We start from the raw sequence: 14,269 nt of genomic DNA, 5'->3' as shown, positions 1-14,269 counted from the left end.
CGAGTCTATCTCATCCTAAGGCCCGCTTCACAAAACAATTTAGGAGGAATAACAATGGTTTCAGCGCCTAAGCGCCGTTACGAGTTAACGCAATCGCAAAAGCTAATGGTCTTCATTCTATCCATGTCTTTGTACGGTATCTCCAACATGTTCTCTGAGCTCATTCCTGAGTTTAAGCTTGGTCCGATTGAATTGAAGGTGGAGTACTTTGCTTTTATTCCCCTCACCCTATGTATCCTGTTTAATCCGCTGTATGCGGCACTCGGCGCTTCGTTCGGCGAGGTTATATTCGGAGAGCTGCTGCTTGGTCAATTCGGAGGGCTCGGCGAGCTTGAGAAGTTTATCGAATTCACTTTAGCCATGTACATTGCAGGACTGCTTGTCAGCGACCCTCGCAATCGCAAGCAGCTGGCACTAGCTTCCTTCGTTGCGGTCGGCATTGACCAAATGCTCGGCGCGATCGTTGATATCGGCAAGGTCTGGTTTGGCATTGAAGATCTGGAAGCCGTACCCGGCATACCAGAGAGCATTCTGCTTATTGAAGGAGTGGGCTTCCTCAATGCGATGCTCATTACAGGCATTTTCTTCTCCTTGCTGCCAACCCTGTTTCTAGTTCCCCGCCTATATGGCAAAATAGAACCGCTGCTCGGCATGAAGCCACGTGACAGCCGAGTAACCATTTCATTCGGTCAGCTTTTGACGCCGCGTCTTCTCATTACCGCTATCCTCTTTGTATTTGTTGGCGTAATTGCTGAGTTTTTAGCTGAATCAGATATTAACTTTGCTGTCTGGGAGCCTGAGTTTATTGAACAATACGGCAGCGGCTTCATCTGGGTTAGTGCTATCGCGGCACTTATTGTTCTTATTCTGACTCTAACCGCGGCGTTTCGTGCCAAAGCCAAGTCTGCCCGGACGTCAGGAAACATAAAGCTATGAGCGCCGGAGGCAAGGAAGCAAACGAACGGAGACCGGAGGAGCTGACACCTATAATAGCTATGCACGACGTGCAGTTCCAATATCCTGGAGCAGAAGGGACAGCGCTTCGAGATATTAATCTTATTATCCAACCCGGTGAGTTTATCGCGATTGCAGGAACAAACGGCAGCGGCAAATCCACCTTATGCAAATGCCTTAACGGATTAATTCCTAATTATTACGTAGGAGATTTAAGCGGTTCTATTCAAGTCGCAGGGCTGACCGCTGCTGAAGAAACGGTTTCCTCGCTGTCGCGCAAGGTTGCATACGTTTTTCAGGATTTCGAGAACCAGCTTGTACGTCCAACCGTTTATGACGAGGCTTGCTTTGCACCGCTTAACTACGGCTATGCCGATTACCGTGAACGCGGACTGCGCGCGCTAGCCATGCTTGGCATTGATCATTTGAAGGAGCAGTGGATCTGGCAGCTTAGCGGCGGGCAAAAGCATCTTACGGCTTTGGCTGGGGCATTGTCGCTTGATCCAGATATTATTATTGTTGATGAGCCTGTCGCCCAGCTCGATCCCTACCATGCCAAGCTTATTTACGAGAAGCTTAAACTGCTTAATGAACAATTTGGCAAAACGATACTCGTCATCGAGCATCACACCGAGTTTATTGCTGATTACTGCCATAAGGTTATCCTAATGGATAGTGGCACAATACGCTGGGTCAAGCCCGTTCAGGCCGCGTTATCTGCTGTCGATGAGCTTGCTGCTCTGCATATTTTGCCCCCTCAGGTCACGCTTGCCGTGCGAGATGCAGAGGCAGCTGCAGATCAGGTGCAGCTCCAAGACCGGCTATTCCCGATTACAATCGAAGACGCAGCCGCTTATTTCAGTGAAGCAAGGATACTTTTCCGGACAAATAATGCCTTGGTCATCAACGAGCCCATTCGCGAATCCGTTCCAGCATCTCATCCATTAGTCACCTTTACCAACGTTTCCTATGGCTACAAAACCATCACAAGAGAGATGTATCCTGTTATCCAGGATATGTCCATTCGATTCTACGAGGGCGATCGCATCGCTCTAGTCGGAAATAACGGTGCGGGCAAATCGACGCTGCTGAAACTCATTTCGGGCATCCGACGGCCTAGTGCTGGCCAGCTTGATGTTTGCGGCCATCTCACCAAACAGGCTTCGCCTGAGCTGCTGGCTGACTATGTCGCATATGTGTATCAGAACCCCGAAGAAATGTTCATAGAAGATTCGGTCCGCAAGGATGTGGAATATTTCTTGAAATCCCGCAACAGCCCAGATTATAGCTCCTATGTAGACGAGGTTCTCCATCGCATGCGATTAACGGACCTGCAGGACCGCGACGGCAGGCTTCTCAGCGGCGGTCAACAGCGCAGAGCAACACTAGCGATCGGCCTTGCTATGCGCCCAACCGTTATGCTCCTTGATGAGCCGACTGCCAGCCTCGATGCCTCAAGCCGGCGCGAGATGACCGACATGCTGGCGCAATTACATGGCCAGGTCAAAACAACCGTCATTGCTACGCACGACATGCAGCTTGTTGCCGAGTGGGCTAACCGCGTTATTGTCATGCATAACGGTACCGTAGCGCTTGATACCGACCAACGCTCCCTGTTCAGCCACGTTGCCGTACTGGAGAAGGCCGGACTTCTAGCGCCGCAGATTACTCAGCTCAGCCAGAGGCTGGGGATAGATCCACCTTCCTTGTCGGTAGCTGAATTCATCGCATCAGTCGTCGGAGATCCCTCCTCTCCGCATTACGCAAATAGAAGCAAGGAGAGTGCTGCAATTGGAAGCCATTAAGCAGAGCATGCTCGACAAGCTAAGCGTGGAGCAAATAAAAATCGAACTCATGCGTACTGCTTTTGGCAGGCAGTCTACCTTTCTATCCCGGTTTGACCCGCGTATTCTGCTCGTCTGGTATTCTTTTTTCGCGGTAGCTCCTTGGTTCATCCATAACAAAGTCGTTCTGCTGGGCTTGCTTATTCCAATGCTTGTCCTTACGCTCTCATCGAAAGTAAGCCCGCTTGTGCTCATCATCATGGGGATTGGCCTCGTCAGCGAGATTAGCTATATCTTATTAGGCTCCTTGTTGTTCGGAGGGAGCTTAGAGGCTGTCTGGCCGCTCCTAACCTTGACACTCAAAATATTGCTTATATCGCTCGCCAGCATTGCCGTCTTCTCCAGTATGGATCCCGAGAAGCTCAGTGATGCCCTGCTTAGCATAGGCATGCCAGGGCAGTTCAGCTTCGGCGTATCCTACGGCTATCGGATGTTGCCTATTCTCATCGAAGAGTATCATAATCTCATTCATTCCTTTCGTTTGAGGGGCAGAGCCCCTGCCAAAAAAGGCTTCCTCCGCGTGAACAGTCTGATCTACATGGCCAGAATCGGCGTGCGCGCGTTTTATCCCCTTCTCTTGAATACGGCTAAGCGGACGCGGACAACTGTTGAAGCACTAGAGGTTAGAGGCTTCACGTACGCACTGGTTAGCCCGGAAGCGAAGAAGCTTAAGCTCTCCCATATGAAGGTTCAAGCGCTTGACTTCGTCTTTCTTGGCTGTTCCCTCATCTATGTGATTGCGCTATTCAGTCTCGGGCACTATCTATCCTTTTCATTTTAACTAACAGAATGGAGATTATGGCAGATGATGAACATTGATTTGCACACACACGGAAAGCTCTCGAAAAAAACACATTTTTCTATCGATTATTTCCTTGCTATGGCTCGTGAAGCGAAGGAAAACGGATTGCAGGCGGTAGCTCTTACCGAGCACTTTAATACGCTTCATTTCCTGGATATGCTGGATCAGCTAGACCATCATTTTGATTACAAGGATGATTATTATCTCGTTGAAGGCCTGAAGGTGTTCTCCGGCATGGAGGTGGACGTAGCGAACAAAGGCCATATCTTAATCATTGGCAATCGTGTCCTGATTCGTGACTTGCGCAGACAGCTTGAACCACATACCTTAAAGGACAATTTCATTCCTTTGGAAGAGCTGCTTGACCGAACCGATGATCAGCCGCTGCTGCGTATCGGCGCTCATCCCATGAGAGAGAGCACACCTCTTACTCATCACGCCGTGCAGACGCTGCAGCGACTCGATTGTCTTGATATTAATGCCAAGGATCTGTTCCAGTATGGACTGGGTATGGCCCACGACGTCAGGCAATTCGCTGATGAGCTTGGAATGCGCGTGAGCGCTGGCAGCGACTCTCACCAGCCGCTGCAATTCGGCAGCGTCATTAATCGATTGGACACCCCCTGCAGCACGGCGGAGCAGCTGCGCATTGAGCTTCTGAACGGCAATGTCCAGATTGAAATATCCGCTTGCCTGAACGTTAAAGTAAAAGCGGCTCAGATGATGAAGGAACTGCTCAAAAAATCAATGGTTGTCGCTTAATCCTTCCCTTCTGATAAGAAGAAACGGCTTCGCCGTCCTCTGCAAGAGGATAGTATACGTTTTTCGTAGAAATAGAAAATTACTTGATCGCGTGAAACATATAAAGTCTTATATTTACACAAAGAAGCAGCCTCCAAAATATCAGAGGCTGCTTCTTTTCTCGTTTTATTAAAGACCTGTTGGCAGTTGGAACATTTGAGTCAGCTCATCCATCGAGATCGCGTCCGTCGGGATATCATTCTCGAACTTAGGCGCTTTGTTGAAATCTGAATATACAACATCATAATGGATTCCAAGCTTCATGCTCTGCCCGCTTTCTTTATCCGATGCAGCAACACTTAGTTTGCCTGCTTGGTAAGAGAGATAGCCATCAGAGATAGCGGCCGTTAGCTTGGCAGAATTAATTTTGACATCATTTTTAAGTGTGTCTAAGATTTCGGTTTTGTTCGTATCAAGCTCTGTTTTCAGCTTCTCGATATCAGCCTTCTCCAGCTGCAGCGATTTCAGCGAGGCTTCATTCGCAAGCAAGATGTCCAGCACCTCAGGCAGTACTTGATTAATGATCGTGTCTACCGTTTTCGGATAGTTGCTCTCGTTAATTTCGAAGGTTATAACCTGATCCGCTTTCAGATCGGCAGGCAAACCTGCATCTGAAGCTTTAGGCTCGCTAAAGTAGGTCTTCTCATCAAAATGCTTAAGAACCGCCTCTCCAAGCTCCTTGCCAAGCTTCTGCTGTGTAGTCAGGTCCAGTTCAGCCGCACCCTGCTGCTCAGCGAGCTCCTTCAGGTCTATTTTGATGAACTTTCCTGTAATGGTCTCAGGCAAAGGCAGCATCGGAATTTGTGGTATTTTGACATACAATATTTGTTCTGTCACAATCATCGGAACCGTCAGCTTCATCTGCATATCGCCCGGGATGACGATCTCCATGTTCAAATCAGTACGCATGGGCTCCTTTTGATAAACCGCATTAACCGTGATGGAAGCATCCTTGATCATGCCAACAATAGCTGCGGTTGCAGCGGCATCTCCTTGAGCAGCCGCATCCTGCGGTACCTCAAGCTCGTCTAAACCGAATGACATTTTTACTGCATATGAGTCCGCTTCTGTAATCTTCGTCATTGCCGCTTGCAATGCTTGCTTCGGTGGCTTGCCCGAGCTGCAGCCCGCAATAACGATCAAAATAACGGCAAGCAATAGCACCGCTATTTTCTGTACCTTCTTCATGTAATAAGTTCCTCCCCTATCTTTTTATGAGCACCTCCATTCTATACTAAAAAACCTGATTTTAGAAGTTATATCCAAAAAATCCCGTTTCGGATAGCCGAAACGGGACGATTGATCTATTTAAGCAAAGGACTATAGGCTCGATTTAACCCTGCGGGTTAAGATGGTCAACATGGTTCCGTTGCTTTGTTTTTTTCGAACCGGATAATGGCTCTTGCTGTCCACCACCGTTTTGCTTTTGCTTATTATTTTGAGGATTGCCTTCCGGAACCGGTACACTGTCTGGCTTTGACAAAAGAATCGCCTCCTTTATCGTATTTCGTTTACAAGCAGCAGCTAAACACTAATCCTTCTGATGCTCCAAATCTGTTGGTTGATCATGATTCAATGCATCCTGATGCCTGCGGTCATTTTTGTCCTGCTGCAGTTGCTGAGCATGATGGCTATTAACCGCCTCTATATCCAAAGCATCCACCACGTTTGATAAATTTTTATCCGCAGTTCCCTTTGCTTTTGTCATCGGCTGATCACTCCTCTACACATGCGTCAAGCGCTGCAGCGCTTGCGCACATTCATGCAAATGTCTGGTATAGTCCTGAATGAGCTCTTGAATGATTTCACCGCGTTCATCCACGGATACTTTGTCCTTCTCTACATCAACAAGCTCTACCCTTACCTCACGGCTGTCTACATACGTCACCTTGAAATCGAAGGAGTACATTTGGTGACCTGCTGTGTCTATCGTTACACGCAGCGATTTAGAATCCGCCTCATCAGGCAGAACCCTGCTTCGGTCAGCGCTGTTCAGCGTCTCCGGCAAGGTTTGCCGCCAAGCGTCCGCCAGGTTTTCCTGGTTCATTTGCAGCTCATCTGATTTACCCATTAATAAAGCACCTCCACACCGTATAACATGCGAAGAGCGGCTTTATTTTATACGAGAACAAGAATAACAAAAAAAGCCCAAACGCTTTCGCGTCTGGACTTGTTCATATACAACATAGAAAAATATGGAGGAGAGAGTGGGACTCGAACCCACGTGGGCTTGCACCCTAACAGTTTTCAAGACTGCCCCGTTATGACCGCTTCGGTACCTCTCCATGCATTCAATTGTCACAAGAAATATTGTACCACAGGTCAAAACATAGTTGCAACTATATTTTGACCTGTGGCAAAAAAAATTTAAAGCTTTGCAGCTTCGATCGATTCGATCCCGCCCATATAAGGACGCAATACTTCAGGAACCGTCACTGAGCCGTCTGCTTGCTGGAAGTTCTCGATAATAGCGGCGAACGTACGCCCAACCGCAAGTCCCGATCCGTTCAAGGTATGAACGAATTCCGGTTTGCTCTTCGTGTCTCTGCGGAAACGGATACCGGCGCGGCGAGCTTGGAAATCCTCTACATTCGAGCAAGAGGAAATTTCGCGGTACGTACCTGCGCTTGGCAGCCAAACTTCAAGATCATATGTTTTCGCTGCTGTGAAGCCCATATCGCCTGTACAAAGCGTCAAAACTCGGTAAGGCAGATTAAGCAGCTGCAGCACCTTCTCGGCGTTAGCTGTCATCTTTTCAAGCTCATCGTAGGAGTCTTCAGGCTTTGTCAGCTTGATCAGCTCGACCTTATTGAATTGATGCTGCCGGATCAAGCCGCGTGTATCACGCCCCGCAGAGCCTGCCTCTGAACGAAAGCATGAGCTGTATGCCACGTAATATTTGGGAAGCTCGTCCACTGTCAATATTTCTTCACGGTGAAGGTTAGTAACGGGAACCTCAGCAGTCGGAATAAGAAAATATTCCGAATCCGAAATTTTGAATAGATCCTCTTCAAACTTAGGAAGCTGGCCTGTACCAATCAAGCTGTCGCGATTTACGATATAAGGGGGCAGTACCTCTTCATAGCCATGCTTGTCGCTGTGCAAGTCCATCATAAAGCTGATCAGAGCACGCTCTAGACGCGCGCCTAAGCCGCGGTAGAACGTAAACCGAGAGCCTGTAACCTTGGCAGCACGCTCAAAGTCCAAAATGCCCAGCGTCTGCGCAACTTCCCAATGTGGCTTCGGCTCGAAGTCAAAGCTAGGTACTTCACCATGCTTGCGGAGCTCTACATTGTCTTCCTCCGATTTGCCAACCGGAACGCTTTCACTAGGAATGTTCGGAATCGCTTGCGTAAGCTCCTCTACCTGTACCTCCAGCAAACGAAGCTCGTCATCCAGCTCCTTTATACGGTCGCCTACCTCTCTCATCTCAAGGATGAGAGCTTCAGCGTCCTCGCCCGATCTTTTGAGCTTGGCAACTTCTTGGGAAACCGTATTGCGACGGCTCTTCAGCGTCTCCGTTTCTTGGATAAGATCCCGGCGCTTCGTATCAAGCAAGGGGAAACTAGCAATCAGATCAAGCGAAGCGCCGCGATTGCGGAGCGCCGTCTCAACCTTTTCAAATTCATTTCTTAACAATTTAACGTCCAGCATGCTTCAAAAGCCCCTCTCTGAAGGGAGTGATTTTATATTATTTTCGTAAAGACTACCCTTTGCTTGCAGCCGCTTCCTTCACCATATCCACGAAATAAGCATGCAGCCTGTAGTCGTCAGTCAGCTCGGGATGGTAAGATACAGCAAGCAAATGTCCCTGCCTTGCAGTGACGATCTCATCTCTATAGGTAGAGAGAACCTCTACGGAGGAGCCGACCTTCTTAATCAACGGCGCACGGATGAAGACGGCACGGACAGGCTCATCAATGCCTTTCACGTCCAAATCTGTTTCGAAGCTTTCCTGCTGCCTGCCAAAAGCGTTTCTGGCTACGGTCATGTCCATAAGCCGCAGATGTGCATCCTCTTGACCTTCAATCTGATCCGCCAATACGATTAGTCCCGCACAAGTTCCGAACAATGGCTTGCCTTGTGCTGAGAAATCTGCAATTGCTTCCATAAAGCCATAATTCCGCATCAGCTTGCCAATCGTCGTACTCTCACCGCCTGGTATAACAAGTCCGTCAAGCTCATCAAGCTGCTCAACCCGCTTAATGGCGACCGCCTCTGCGCCCGCCAGTTCTAAGCTTCGTATATGCTCTGCAACTGCGCCTTGAAGCGCTAGTACGCCTATCTTCATCGCTCTATTCGCCTTCCTTTACGGGCAAGGGCCGGCTGCGCGATATGCGCTAAGCCGGCACCTGCATATTACATCTATTAGATACCGCGGTCTTGCATACGCTCTGAGGAGTTAAGCTTGGAAATTTCGATCCCCTTCATCGCAGCACCCAAGTTTTTCGATACTTCAGCAATTAGCTTGTAATCTTGGTAGTGAGTTGTCGCTTCAACGATCGCGCGGGCGAATTTCTCTGGATTCTCGGATGTGAAAATACCGGAACCAACAAATACGCCGTCTGCTCCAAGATGCATCATCAACGCCGCATCAGATGGTGTAGCTACACCGCCTGCTGCGAAGTTAACCACGGGAAGCTTGCCCGTCTCATGAACGTTAAGAAGCAAATCATAAGCAACGCCAAGAAGCTTAGCTTCATGATATAGCTCGTCCTTCGACAAGCCTTGAATTTTGCGAATTTGACCATTGATCAAGCGAAGGTGGCGAACAGCTTCAACGATGTTGCCTGTTCCTGGTTCACCCTTCGTACGAAGCATTGCTGCCCCTTCTTGAATACGGCGCAAAGCTTCTCCAAGATCTTTTGCTCCGCATACGAATGGGATTGTAAATTCATTCTTGCTGATGTGGAACACTTCATCTGCCGGCGTAAGCACTTCACTCTCATCGATATAGTCAACGCCCATGGATTCGAGCACTTTAGCTTCTACATAATGACCGATACGAGCCTTAGCCATAACGGGAATAGAAACGACTTTCATCACTTCTTCTACGATGGTCGGATCAGCCATACGAGCTACTCCGCCTGCTGCACGAATCTCAGAAGGAACGCGCTCAAGTGCCATTACCGCTGTTGCCCCTGCTGCTTCTGCTACTTTTGCTTGCTCGGCGCTCATAACGTCCATAATGACGCCGCCTTTTTGCATTTCTGCCATGCCGCGTTTAACGCGCGATGTACCTGTTTCCATGCTTCAAATCCTCCTATTTTCATCCAATAAAATGTATATTACCGCAGTTGTTCTAACCATTGATTTTACAGGAACCAAGATTAATCGACAAGCCTTGATTTGCTTTATTTCCTTGTTTCGAACTCGGATTAGAACAAATTGACGATTCCGTTAAACAAACCAGCAAAGAAATCTCCAATTGCGCGGAACATTAGGCGAAACCAGCCTGCTTTCTGGCCATCCTCTGTCGTTATCAAATTAACGGTTCGCTTCAATTCCTGCTTTGTTTCCGCATCCGTATATTTGTAAGTTACCGTACCGACAACAGTTCCAGACGGAATAGGGGCTACTAGCTCTGACTCTGCTTTCAGGGTGCTGTCAACAACCTCGATCTTAGGGTCAGTGCCCTTTTTCACCATAAAGGTAATGTCTTTATCCGTCACAACGGGAAGAGTTTTCTTCTTACCCTTCTTAATCTTAACCGTTTGTACCGTTTCTACCACGGATTTCGGAGGAAGCACTGTTTTTTTCTCAAAAGTGCTGAAACCATAATTGTACATCTTTGCCGTCTCATTGAAACGTGCGGATTTCGTAGCGGTATCCATAACCACACTTATAAAGCGCTGCTCACCTTGTTTGACCGTACCTGTGAAGTTGTAGCCTGCCGAGTTAATAAACCCGGTCTTCATGCCATCTACACCTTCGTAGGCCAAATGCTTGAGTCCGGATTGATTCGTGTTAGTACCGAGCATCCAGTTGATATTAACGATCGGATCCTTATCACGCTCACGGAATTTATATTCCTGCAGTTTGGAATACTCCAGAAATTCAGGGTGCTCGCTCAAAATAATTTGTGCCAGCTTGGCCATCTCGGCCGCGGAAATAACCGTTGTCTCCGATAAACCTGTTGCGCTTGTAAAAATAGCTGTTTTAAGACCTAGCTTATCAGCCATTTCATTCATTTTTACGACAAAGCCTTGCTCGCTGCCTGCAATTTGCGATGCTAATGCAATCGTTGCATCATTCGCAGAGCCAACAGCCATTGCTTTATATAAATCTCTAACCGTATGTTGATCGCCTTGTGCTAGAAATACCGATGAGCCATCCGGAGGAGTTGAAGCAGCTTCCGCGCTTGTCGTTACGACCTCGTCCCAAGATAAATGCTCGTTCGAAATTTCCTCAAGTACGATATATTCCGTCATTAGTTTGGTCATACTCGCCGCAGGAAGCGGTTCATCCGAATTTACCTCATACAATACTTGACCGGAATCCGCATCAATTAGAATAGCTGCTTTAACTTGTAAGCCTAAAGAATTTTCCGTACTGGGCCTTCCTTGATATCCATCTGCCATAACTACCGCAGAACCAAGCGACAGCATGACCATCCAACTCGCCAGACTTGCAGCGATGACCGACTTTAACCGTACCGGTCTTACCATTTCCTTCAACGTCGTCTCCCCTTTTCCCACTTGGTTTGTCCGTTGTTAATTGTAACATATCGAACCCTAACAATTAAACCTATTCAGGTCCTAAGTAGTATGAGTAATCCTTCATAAAAATAAGGCAAGGAAATGCGATTCAATCGCTTTTCCTTGCCTCGTTTCAATTCTATGAAACATGTGTAGTTATAGAGAGTAGTTAGGAGCTTCTTTCGTAATTTGCACGTCATGCGGATGGCTCTCACGAAGACCAGATCCAGTAATTCGAACAAATTGCGTATCGTTCTTAAGCTCGTCCAGCGATGCTGTACCGCAATAGCCCATGCCTGAGCGCAATCCGCCAAGCAGCTGGTGAACCGTATCAGCGAGCGGTCCTTTGTAAGGAACACGGCCTTCAATGCCTTCCGGAACAAGCTTATTCTCGTTCTCTTGGAAGTAACGATCCTTACTGCCTTCCTTCATAGCGCCAAGGGAGCCCATACCGCGGTATACCTTAAAGCTGCGACCTTGGAAAATTTCCGTTTCGCCCGGGCTTTCAGCCGTTCCTGCAAACAAGCTGCCGACCATAATCGCGCTTGCGCCAGATGCAATAGCCTTCGTAATGTCGCCGGAATACTTAATGCCGCCGTCTGCAATAATCGGGATATTGTATTCGCGTGCAACCGAAGCACAATCGTAAATCGCCGTAATCTGTGGAACGCCGATACCAGCAATAATGCGTGTCGTACAAATCGAACCAGGCCCGATACCTACTTTAACGACAGATGCGCCAGCTTCGATTAGGTCACGTGTAGCCTCACCCGTTGCAACGTTGCCTGCAATAATCGTAAGCTCAGGATAGGTAGCACGAATCTTGCGAACCGCGTCCAAAATATTGATGTGATGGCCATGGGCCGAATCTACGACAAGTACATCGATTCCCGATTGAACCAACGCTTCTGCACGATCCATCGTATCCTTCGAAATACCTACCGCTGCTCCGCAAAGCAAGCGTCCATGCTGATCCTTAGCCGCATTAGGGAATTGGATCGCTTTCTCAATATCTTTGATCGTTATAAGTCCTTTAAGCGTGTTCGACTCATCGATAAGCGGAAGCTTCTCAATCTTGTGCTTCTGAAGCAATACTTCTGCTTCTTGCAAAGTTGTACCAACAGGTGCGGTTACAAGATTGTCACGAGTCATGACTTCGTTTATTTTAATGGAATAATCATGAACAAAACGTAGATCACGGTTAGTCAAAATACCGACAAGCTTCTTATCTTGATCAACAATCGGCACACCTGAAATACGATATTTGCCCATTAGCTCTTCTGCGTCGTAAACATGGTGATCAGGCGTAAGCGAAAAAGGATTAGTAATTACACCGCTCTCCGAACGTTTAACACGGTCTACTTCCTCCGCTTGCTGTGCAATCGACATATTCTTATGAATGATGCCAATGCCGCCTTCACGAGCTATTGCAATCGCCAAAGCGGCTTCTGTAACGGTGTCCATACTTGCGCTAATGAGCGGAATGTTTAGCTTAATGTTCTCGCTTAATCGAATCGAGATGTCAACTTCCCTAGGCAGCACTTCTGATTTGCGCGGAATAAGCAGGACGTCGTCAAACGTTAGCCCTTCTTTGGCGAATTTCGTTTCCCACACGAGTATGTTCCTCCCTTATTTTAAGTACGTCTCACATATATTATTAGCAATATTAGCAGAGGGGGTATAGGCTGTCAAGGCTGATGAATAGCTTTGTTATATCCCTATTGTACGTGTTTGGAAAGAGCATTACCGAACCATTTCCTTAGAAAAAGTCAGGTAAATACGTAGTTCGTTCGGGAATTCGAGCTTGTAAGCGTTTAATATGCTCGTTGTCTCCATTAATCCTTGCTAATTGGGCAAGCTTAGTCGGTCGCAAATAACCTAGCAGCATCGTTGTAAGTGCCCCAATATCCATTTTTATAGGGTTTTTATGCGTTTCTTTCGCTTCTATTGGCGTTAAGACAGCCTTACCAGAACCATCTATATTCAGTAAATATAGACCGTTGTTCCACGGAGCTTTATCATCTCGCAGTTGAATCGGGATCAAATCATCTGTAGCTGACTCATTAAAGACATATTGCGAAATAAATTGCTCTGCATCCACAATTCGTGCCATAAAGTAAGGAATAACCTCTTGCTTGATTCTTGGGTTTGCTAAAACAAACGGCAATTGATCATCCATAGGTACAGTAATTGTCAGCTCTGTAATCATTGAATCATGCTGAGATACAAACGACCATAACGCGGCTCTTGCTGATTCATTAAGATAAATAAGCTCGTGCACGGTTAAGCGGCTATTCTTCACCTCATAAATGACATATCCTTGCGCTTCACCCGTTGCGTCATAGTAAACGACTATTTGGCCTGGCTTCCGTTTGGTGATCCGATATTTCCACCATAGATCGGAACGCACTAACGAACCATTATAATGAGATGCATATGCTTCATATAAATGAGAGAGCAGCTCATAATCACCTTTAAACCTTTCAACACGCCCTTCAAATAGGAATCTTGCAGGCAGCTGTTCCTTTTGTATCGTGTAAGATTTATTTTCTGTATATGTCTCCCAGCCGAACTTCCGATAAAACCCGAACTCAAAAGGGTGCAGATAAGAGATAACTTGTCCTTTCTGCCTCATTTCATGCAATGCTTGAACTAGTATTTGTGCAACTAAGCCTTGTCTTCTGAACTCGGGCCAGGTCGCCACACCAGCAAGTCCGCCCATGTTAAACACTTTGCCGCCGATGTAGGTTTGAAGCTCCAATACTGTTGCTTGAGCAGCGAACTGCTCATCTACAAATGCAGCATATCTGGCTGCCGGTTCCACTGCGAACTGTTTCTTCGTTTCCATAAGCTCATCTGCTGATTTCTCGTATTGGAAAGCGAATTGCGATAATAACATACTTTCATCAAAATGGTCGTTGCCCAATGGTCTGATTTCAACTTTCCTTGTCACTTCTTAACGCCTCCCTCATTCGGATATTAATATCATAACGTATATACAACAAAAAAACCTATCGCATCACATGCGATAGGTCTCTCGTGCTTGGCGACGTCCTACTCTCCCAAGACCCTGCGGTCTAAGTACCATTGGCGCTGGAGGGCTTAACGGTCGTGTTCGGTATGGGAACGCGTGGTTCCCCTCCGCCATCGCCACCAAACGTAGCGTGTTG

14 protein-coding genes, 1 tRNA gene and 1 rRNA gene are annotated in these 14,269 nt (G+C 47.4%); 4 read left to right on the top strand and 12 right to left on the bottom strand.

Annotated features, from left to right (window positions below; all coding sequences use genetic code 11):
• The first annotated feature begins 54 nt into the window (after positions 1-54).
• Genes AB4Z29_RS31015 through AB4Z29_RS31000 form a run of 4 tightly spaced genes read left to right on the top strand, consistent with a single transcriptional unit; the run spans position 55 to position 4,362 of the window.
• On the top strand, positions 55-936 hold the full coding sequence (locus tag AB4Z29_RS31015; RefSeq protein ID WP_441946755.1) for a cell division protein FtsQ: 882 nt from the start codon (positions 55-57) through the stop codon (positions 934-936).
• Positions 933-2,759: an ABC transporter ATP-binding protein gene (locus AB4Z29_RS31010; protein WP_441946754.1), complete on the top strand. Its 1,827-nt coding sequence runs from the start codon at positions 933-935 to the stop codon at positions 2,757-2,759. The genes AB4Z29_RS31015 and AB4Z29_RS31010 overlap by 4 nt, the downstream gene beginning before the upstream one ends.
• Positions 2,746-3,579, top strand: a complete 834-nt coding sequence (locus AB4Z29_RS31005) for an energy-coupling factor transporter transmembrane component T family protein (protein ID WP_441946753.1) — start codon at positions 2,746-2,748, stop codon at positions 3,577-3,579. The genes AB4Z29_RS31010 and AB4Z29_RS31005 overlap by 14 nt, the downstream gene beginning before the upstream one ends.
• A 24-nt stretch (positions 3,580-3,603) precedes the next feature.
• Positions 3,604-4,362 carry a PHP domain-containing protein gene (locus AB4Z29_RS31000; RefSeq protein ID WP_441946752.1) on the top strand — a complete coding sequence of 253 codons (759 nt, stop codon included), beginning with the start codon at positions 3,604-3,606 and terminating at the stop codon, positions 4,360-4,362.
• Between the two features lie 168 nt (positions 4,363-4,530).
• On the opposite strand, the gene AB4Z29_RS30995 is transcribed toward AB4Z29_RS31000, so the two are convergent.
• The 12 genes from AB4Z29_RS30995 to rrf all read right to left on the bottom strand — a co-directional run bounded on the left by AB4Z29_RS30995 (position 4,531) and on the right by rrf (position 14,257).
• The gene (locus tag AB4Z29_RS30995) at positions 4,531-5,589 is read right to left on the bottom strand and encodes a hypothetical protein (RefSeq protein WP_441946751.1); all 1,059 of its coding nucleotides are present in this window, start codon (positions 5,587-5,589) and stop codon (positions 4,531-4,533) included.
• Between the two features lie 145 nt (positions 5,590-5,734).
• Positions 5,735-5,884: a small acid-soluble spore protein P gene (locus tag AB4Z29_RS30990; protein WP_441946750.1), complete on the bottom strand. Its 150-nt coding sequence runs from the start codon at positions 5,882-5,884 to the stop codon at positions 5,735-5,737.
• 48 nt (positions 5,885-5,932) lie between these two features.
• The gene (locus AB4Z29_RS30985) at positions 5,933-6,109 is read right to left on the bottom strand and encodes a hypothetical protein (protein ID WP_183571164.1); all 177 of its coding nucleotides are present in this window, start codon (positions 6,107-6,109) and stop codon (positions 5,933-5,935) included.
• A gap of 15 nt (positions 6,110-6,124) precedes the next feature.
• A complete protein-coding gene (locus AB4Z29_RS30980; protein ID WP_441946749.1) occupies positions 6,125-6,472 on the bottom strand; it encodes a hypothetical protein in 348 nt (115 codons plus the stop codon).
• 125 nt (positions 6,473-6,597) lie between these two features.
• A tRNA-Ser gene (locus tag AB4Z29_RS30975) sits at positions 6,598-6,686 on the bottom strand.
• A gap of 82 nt (positions 6,687-6,768) precedes the next feature.
• The gene (gene serS, locus AB4Z29_RS30970) at positions 6,769-8,055 is read right to left on the bottom strand and encodes a serine--tRNA ligase (RefSeq protein WP_441946748.1); all 1,287 of its coding nucleotides are present in this window, start codon (positions 8,053-8,055) and stop codon (positions 6,769-6,771) included.
• Positions 8,056-8,107: 52 nt separating this feature from the next.
• Positions 8,108-8,692 carry a pyridoxal 5'-phosphate synthase glutaminase subunit PdxT gene (gene pdxT, locus AB4Z29_RS30965; protein WP_441946747.1) on the bottom strand — a complete coding sequence of 195 codons (585 nt, stop codon included), beginning with the start codon at positions 8,690-8,692 and terminating at the stop codon, positions 8,108-8,110.
• Between the two features lie 77 nt (positions 8,693-8,769).
• Complete coding sequence (gene pdxS / locus AB4Z29_RS30960; protein ID WP_138756153.1) at positions 8,770-9,651, bottom strand: pyridoxal 5'-phosphate synthase lyase subunit PdxS; 882 nt, start codon at positions 9,649-9,651, stop codon at positions 8,770-8,772.
• Positions 9,652-9,779: 128 nt separating this feature from the next.
• Entirely contained in the window at positions 9,780-11,069 is a 1,290-nt protein-coding gene (locus tag AB4Z29_RS30955) for a D-alanyl-D-alanine carboxypeptidase family protein (RefSeq protein WP_441946768.1), read from the bottom strand.
• Positions 11,070-11,255: 186 nt separating this feature from the next.
• The gene (guaB, locus tag AB4Z29_RS30950) at positions 11,256-12,713 is read right to left on the bottom strand and encodes an IMP dehydrogenase (RefSeq protein WP_441946746.1); all 1,458 of its coding nucleotides are present in this window, start codon (positions 12,711-12,713) and stop codon (positions 11,256-11,258) included.
• Between the two features lie 145 nt (positions 12,714-12,858).
• Positions 12,859-14,052, bottom strand: coding sequence for a GNAT family N-acetyltransferase (locus AB4Z29_RS30945; protein WP_441946745.1), 1,194 nt, complete (start codon positions 14,050-14,052; stop codon positions 12,859-12,861).
• A gap of 88 nt (positions 14,053-14,140) precedes the next feature.
• A 5S ribosomal RNA gene (rrf, locus tag AB4Z29_RS30940) occupies positions 14,141-14,257 on the bottom strand.
• Positions 14,258-14,269: the final 12 nt, after the last annotated feature.

The sequence above is a fragment of the Paenibacillus sp. 2TAB23 genome, assembly GCF_052115165.1.
Taxonomy (GTDB): domain Bacteria; phylum Bacillota; class Bacilli; order Paenibacillales; family Paenibacillaceae; genus Pristimantibacillus.
Note: the sequence above shows the minus strand (reverse complement) of the source record. Positions and strands in the feature narration are given on the sequence as shown.

Coding starts and splice junctions, on each gene's coding strand:
- AB4Z29_RS31015 (WP_441946755.1), top strand. CDS start 55: ATGGTTTCAGCGCCTAAGCGCCGTTACGAGTTAACGCAATCGCAAAAG.
- AB4Z29_RS31010 (WP_441946754.1), top strand. CDS start 933: ATGAGCGCCGGAGGCAAGGAAGCAAACGAACGGAGACCGGAGGAGCTG.
- AB4Z29_RS31000 (WP_441946752.1), top strand. CDS start 3,604: ATGATGAACATTGATTTGCACACACACGGAAAGCTCTCGAAAAAAACA.
- AB4Z29_RS30995 (WP_441946751.1), bottom strand. CDS start 5,589: ATGAAGAAGGTACAGAAAATAGCGGTGCTATTGCTTGCCGTTATTTTG.
- AB4Z29_RS30985 (WP_183571164.1), bottom strand. CDS start 6,109: ATGACAAAAGCAAAGGGAACTGCGGATAAAAATTTATCAAACGTGGTG.
- AB4Z29_RS30980 (WP_441946749.1), bottom strand. CDS start 6,472: ATGGGTAAATCAGATGAGCTGCAAATGAACCAGGAAAACCTGGCGGAC.
- serS (WP_441946748.1), bottom strand. CDS start 8,055: ATGCTGGACGTTAAATTGTTAAGAAATGAATTTGAAAAGGTTGAGACG.
- pdxT (WP_441946747.1), bottom strand. CDS start 8,692: ATGAAGATAGGCGTACTAGCGCTTCAAGGCGCAGTTGCAGAGCATATA.
- pdxS (WP_138756153.1), bottom strand. CDS start 9,651: ATGGAAACAGGTACATCGCGCGTTAAACGCGGCATGGCAGAAATGCAA.
- AB4Z29_RS30955 (WP_441946768.1), bottom strand. CDS start 11,069: ATGGTAAGACCGGTACGGTTAAAGTCGGTCATCGCTGCAAGTCTGGCG.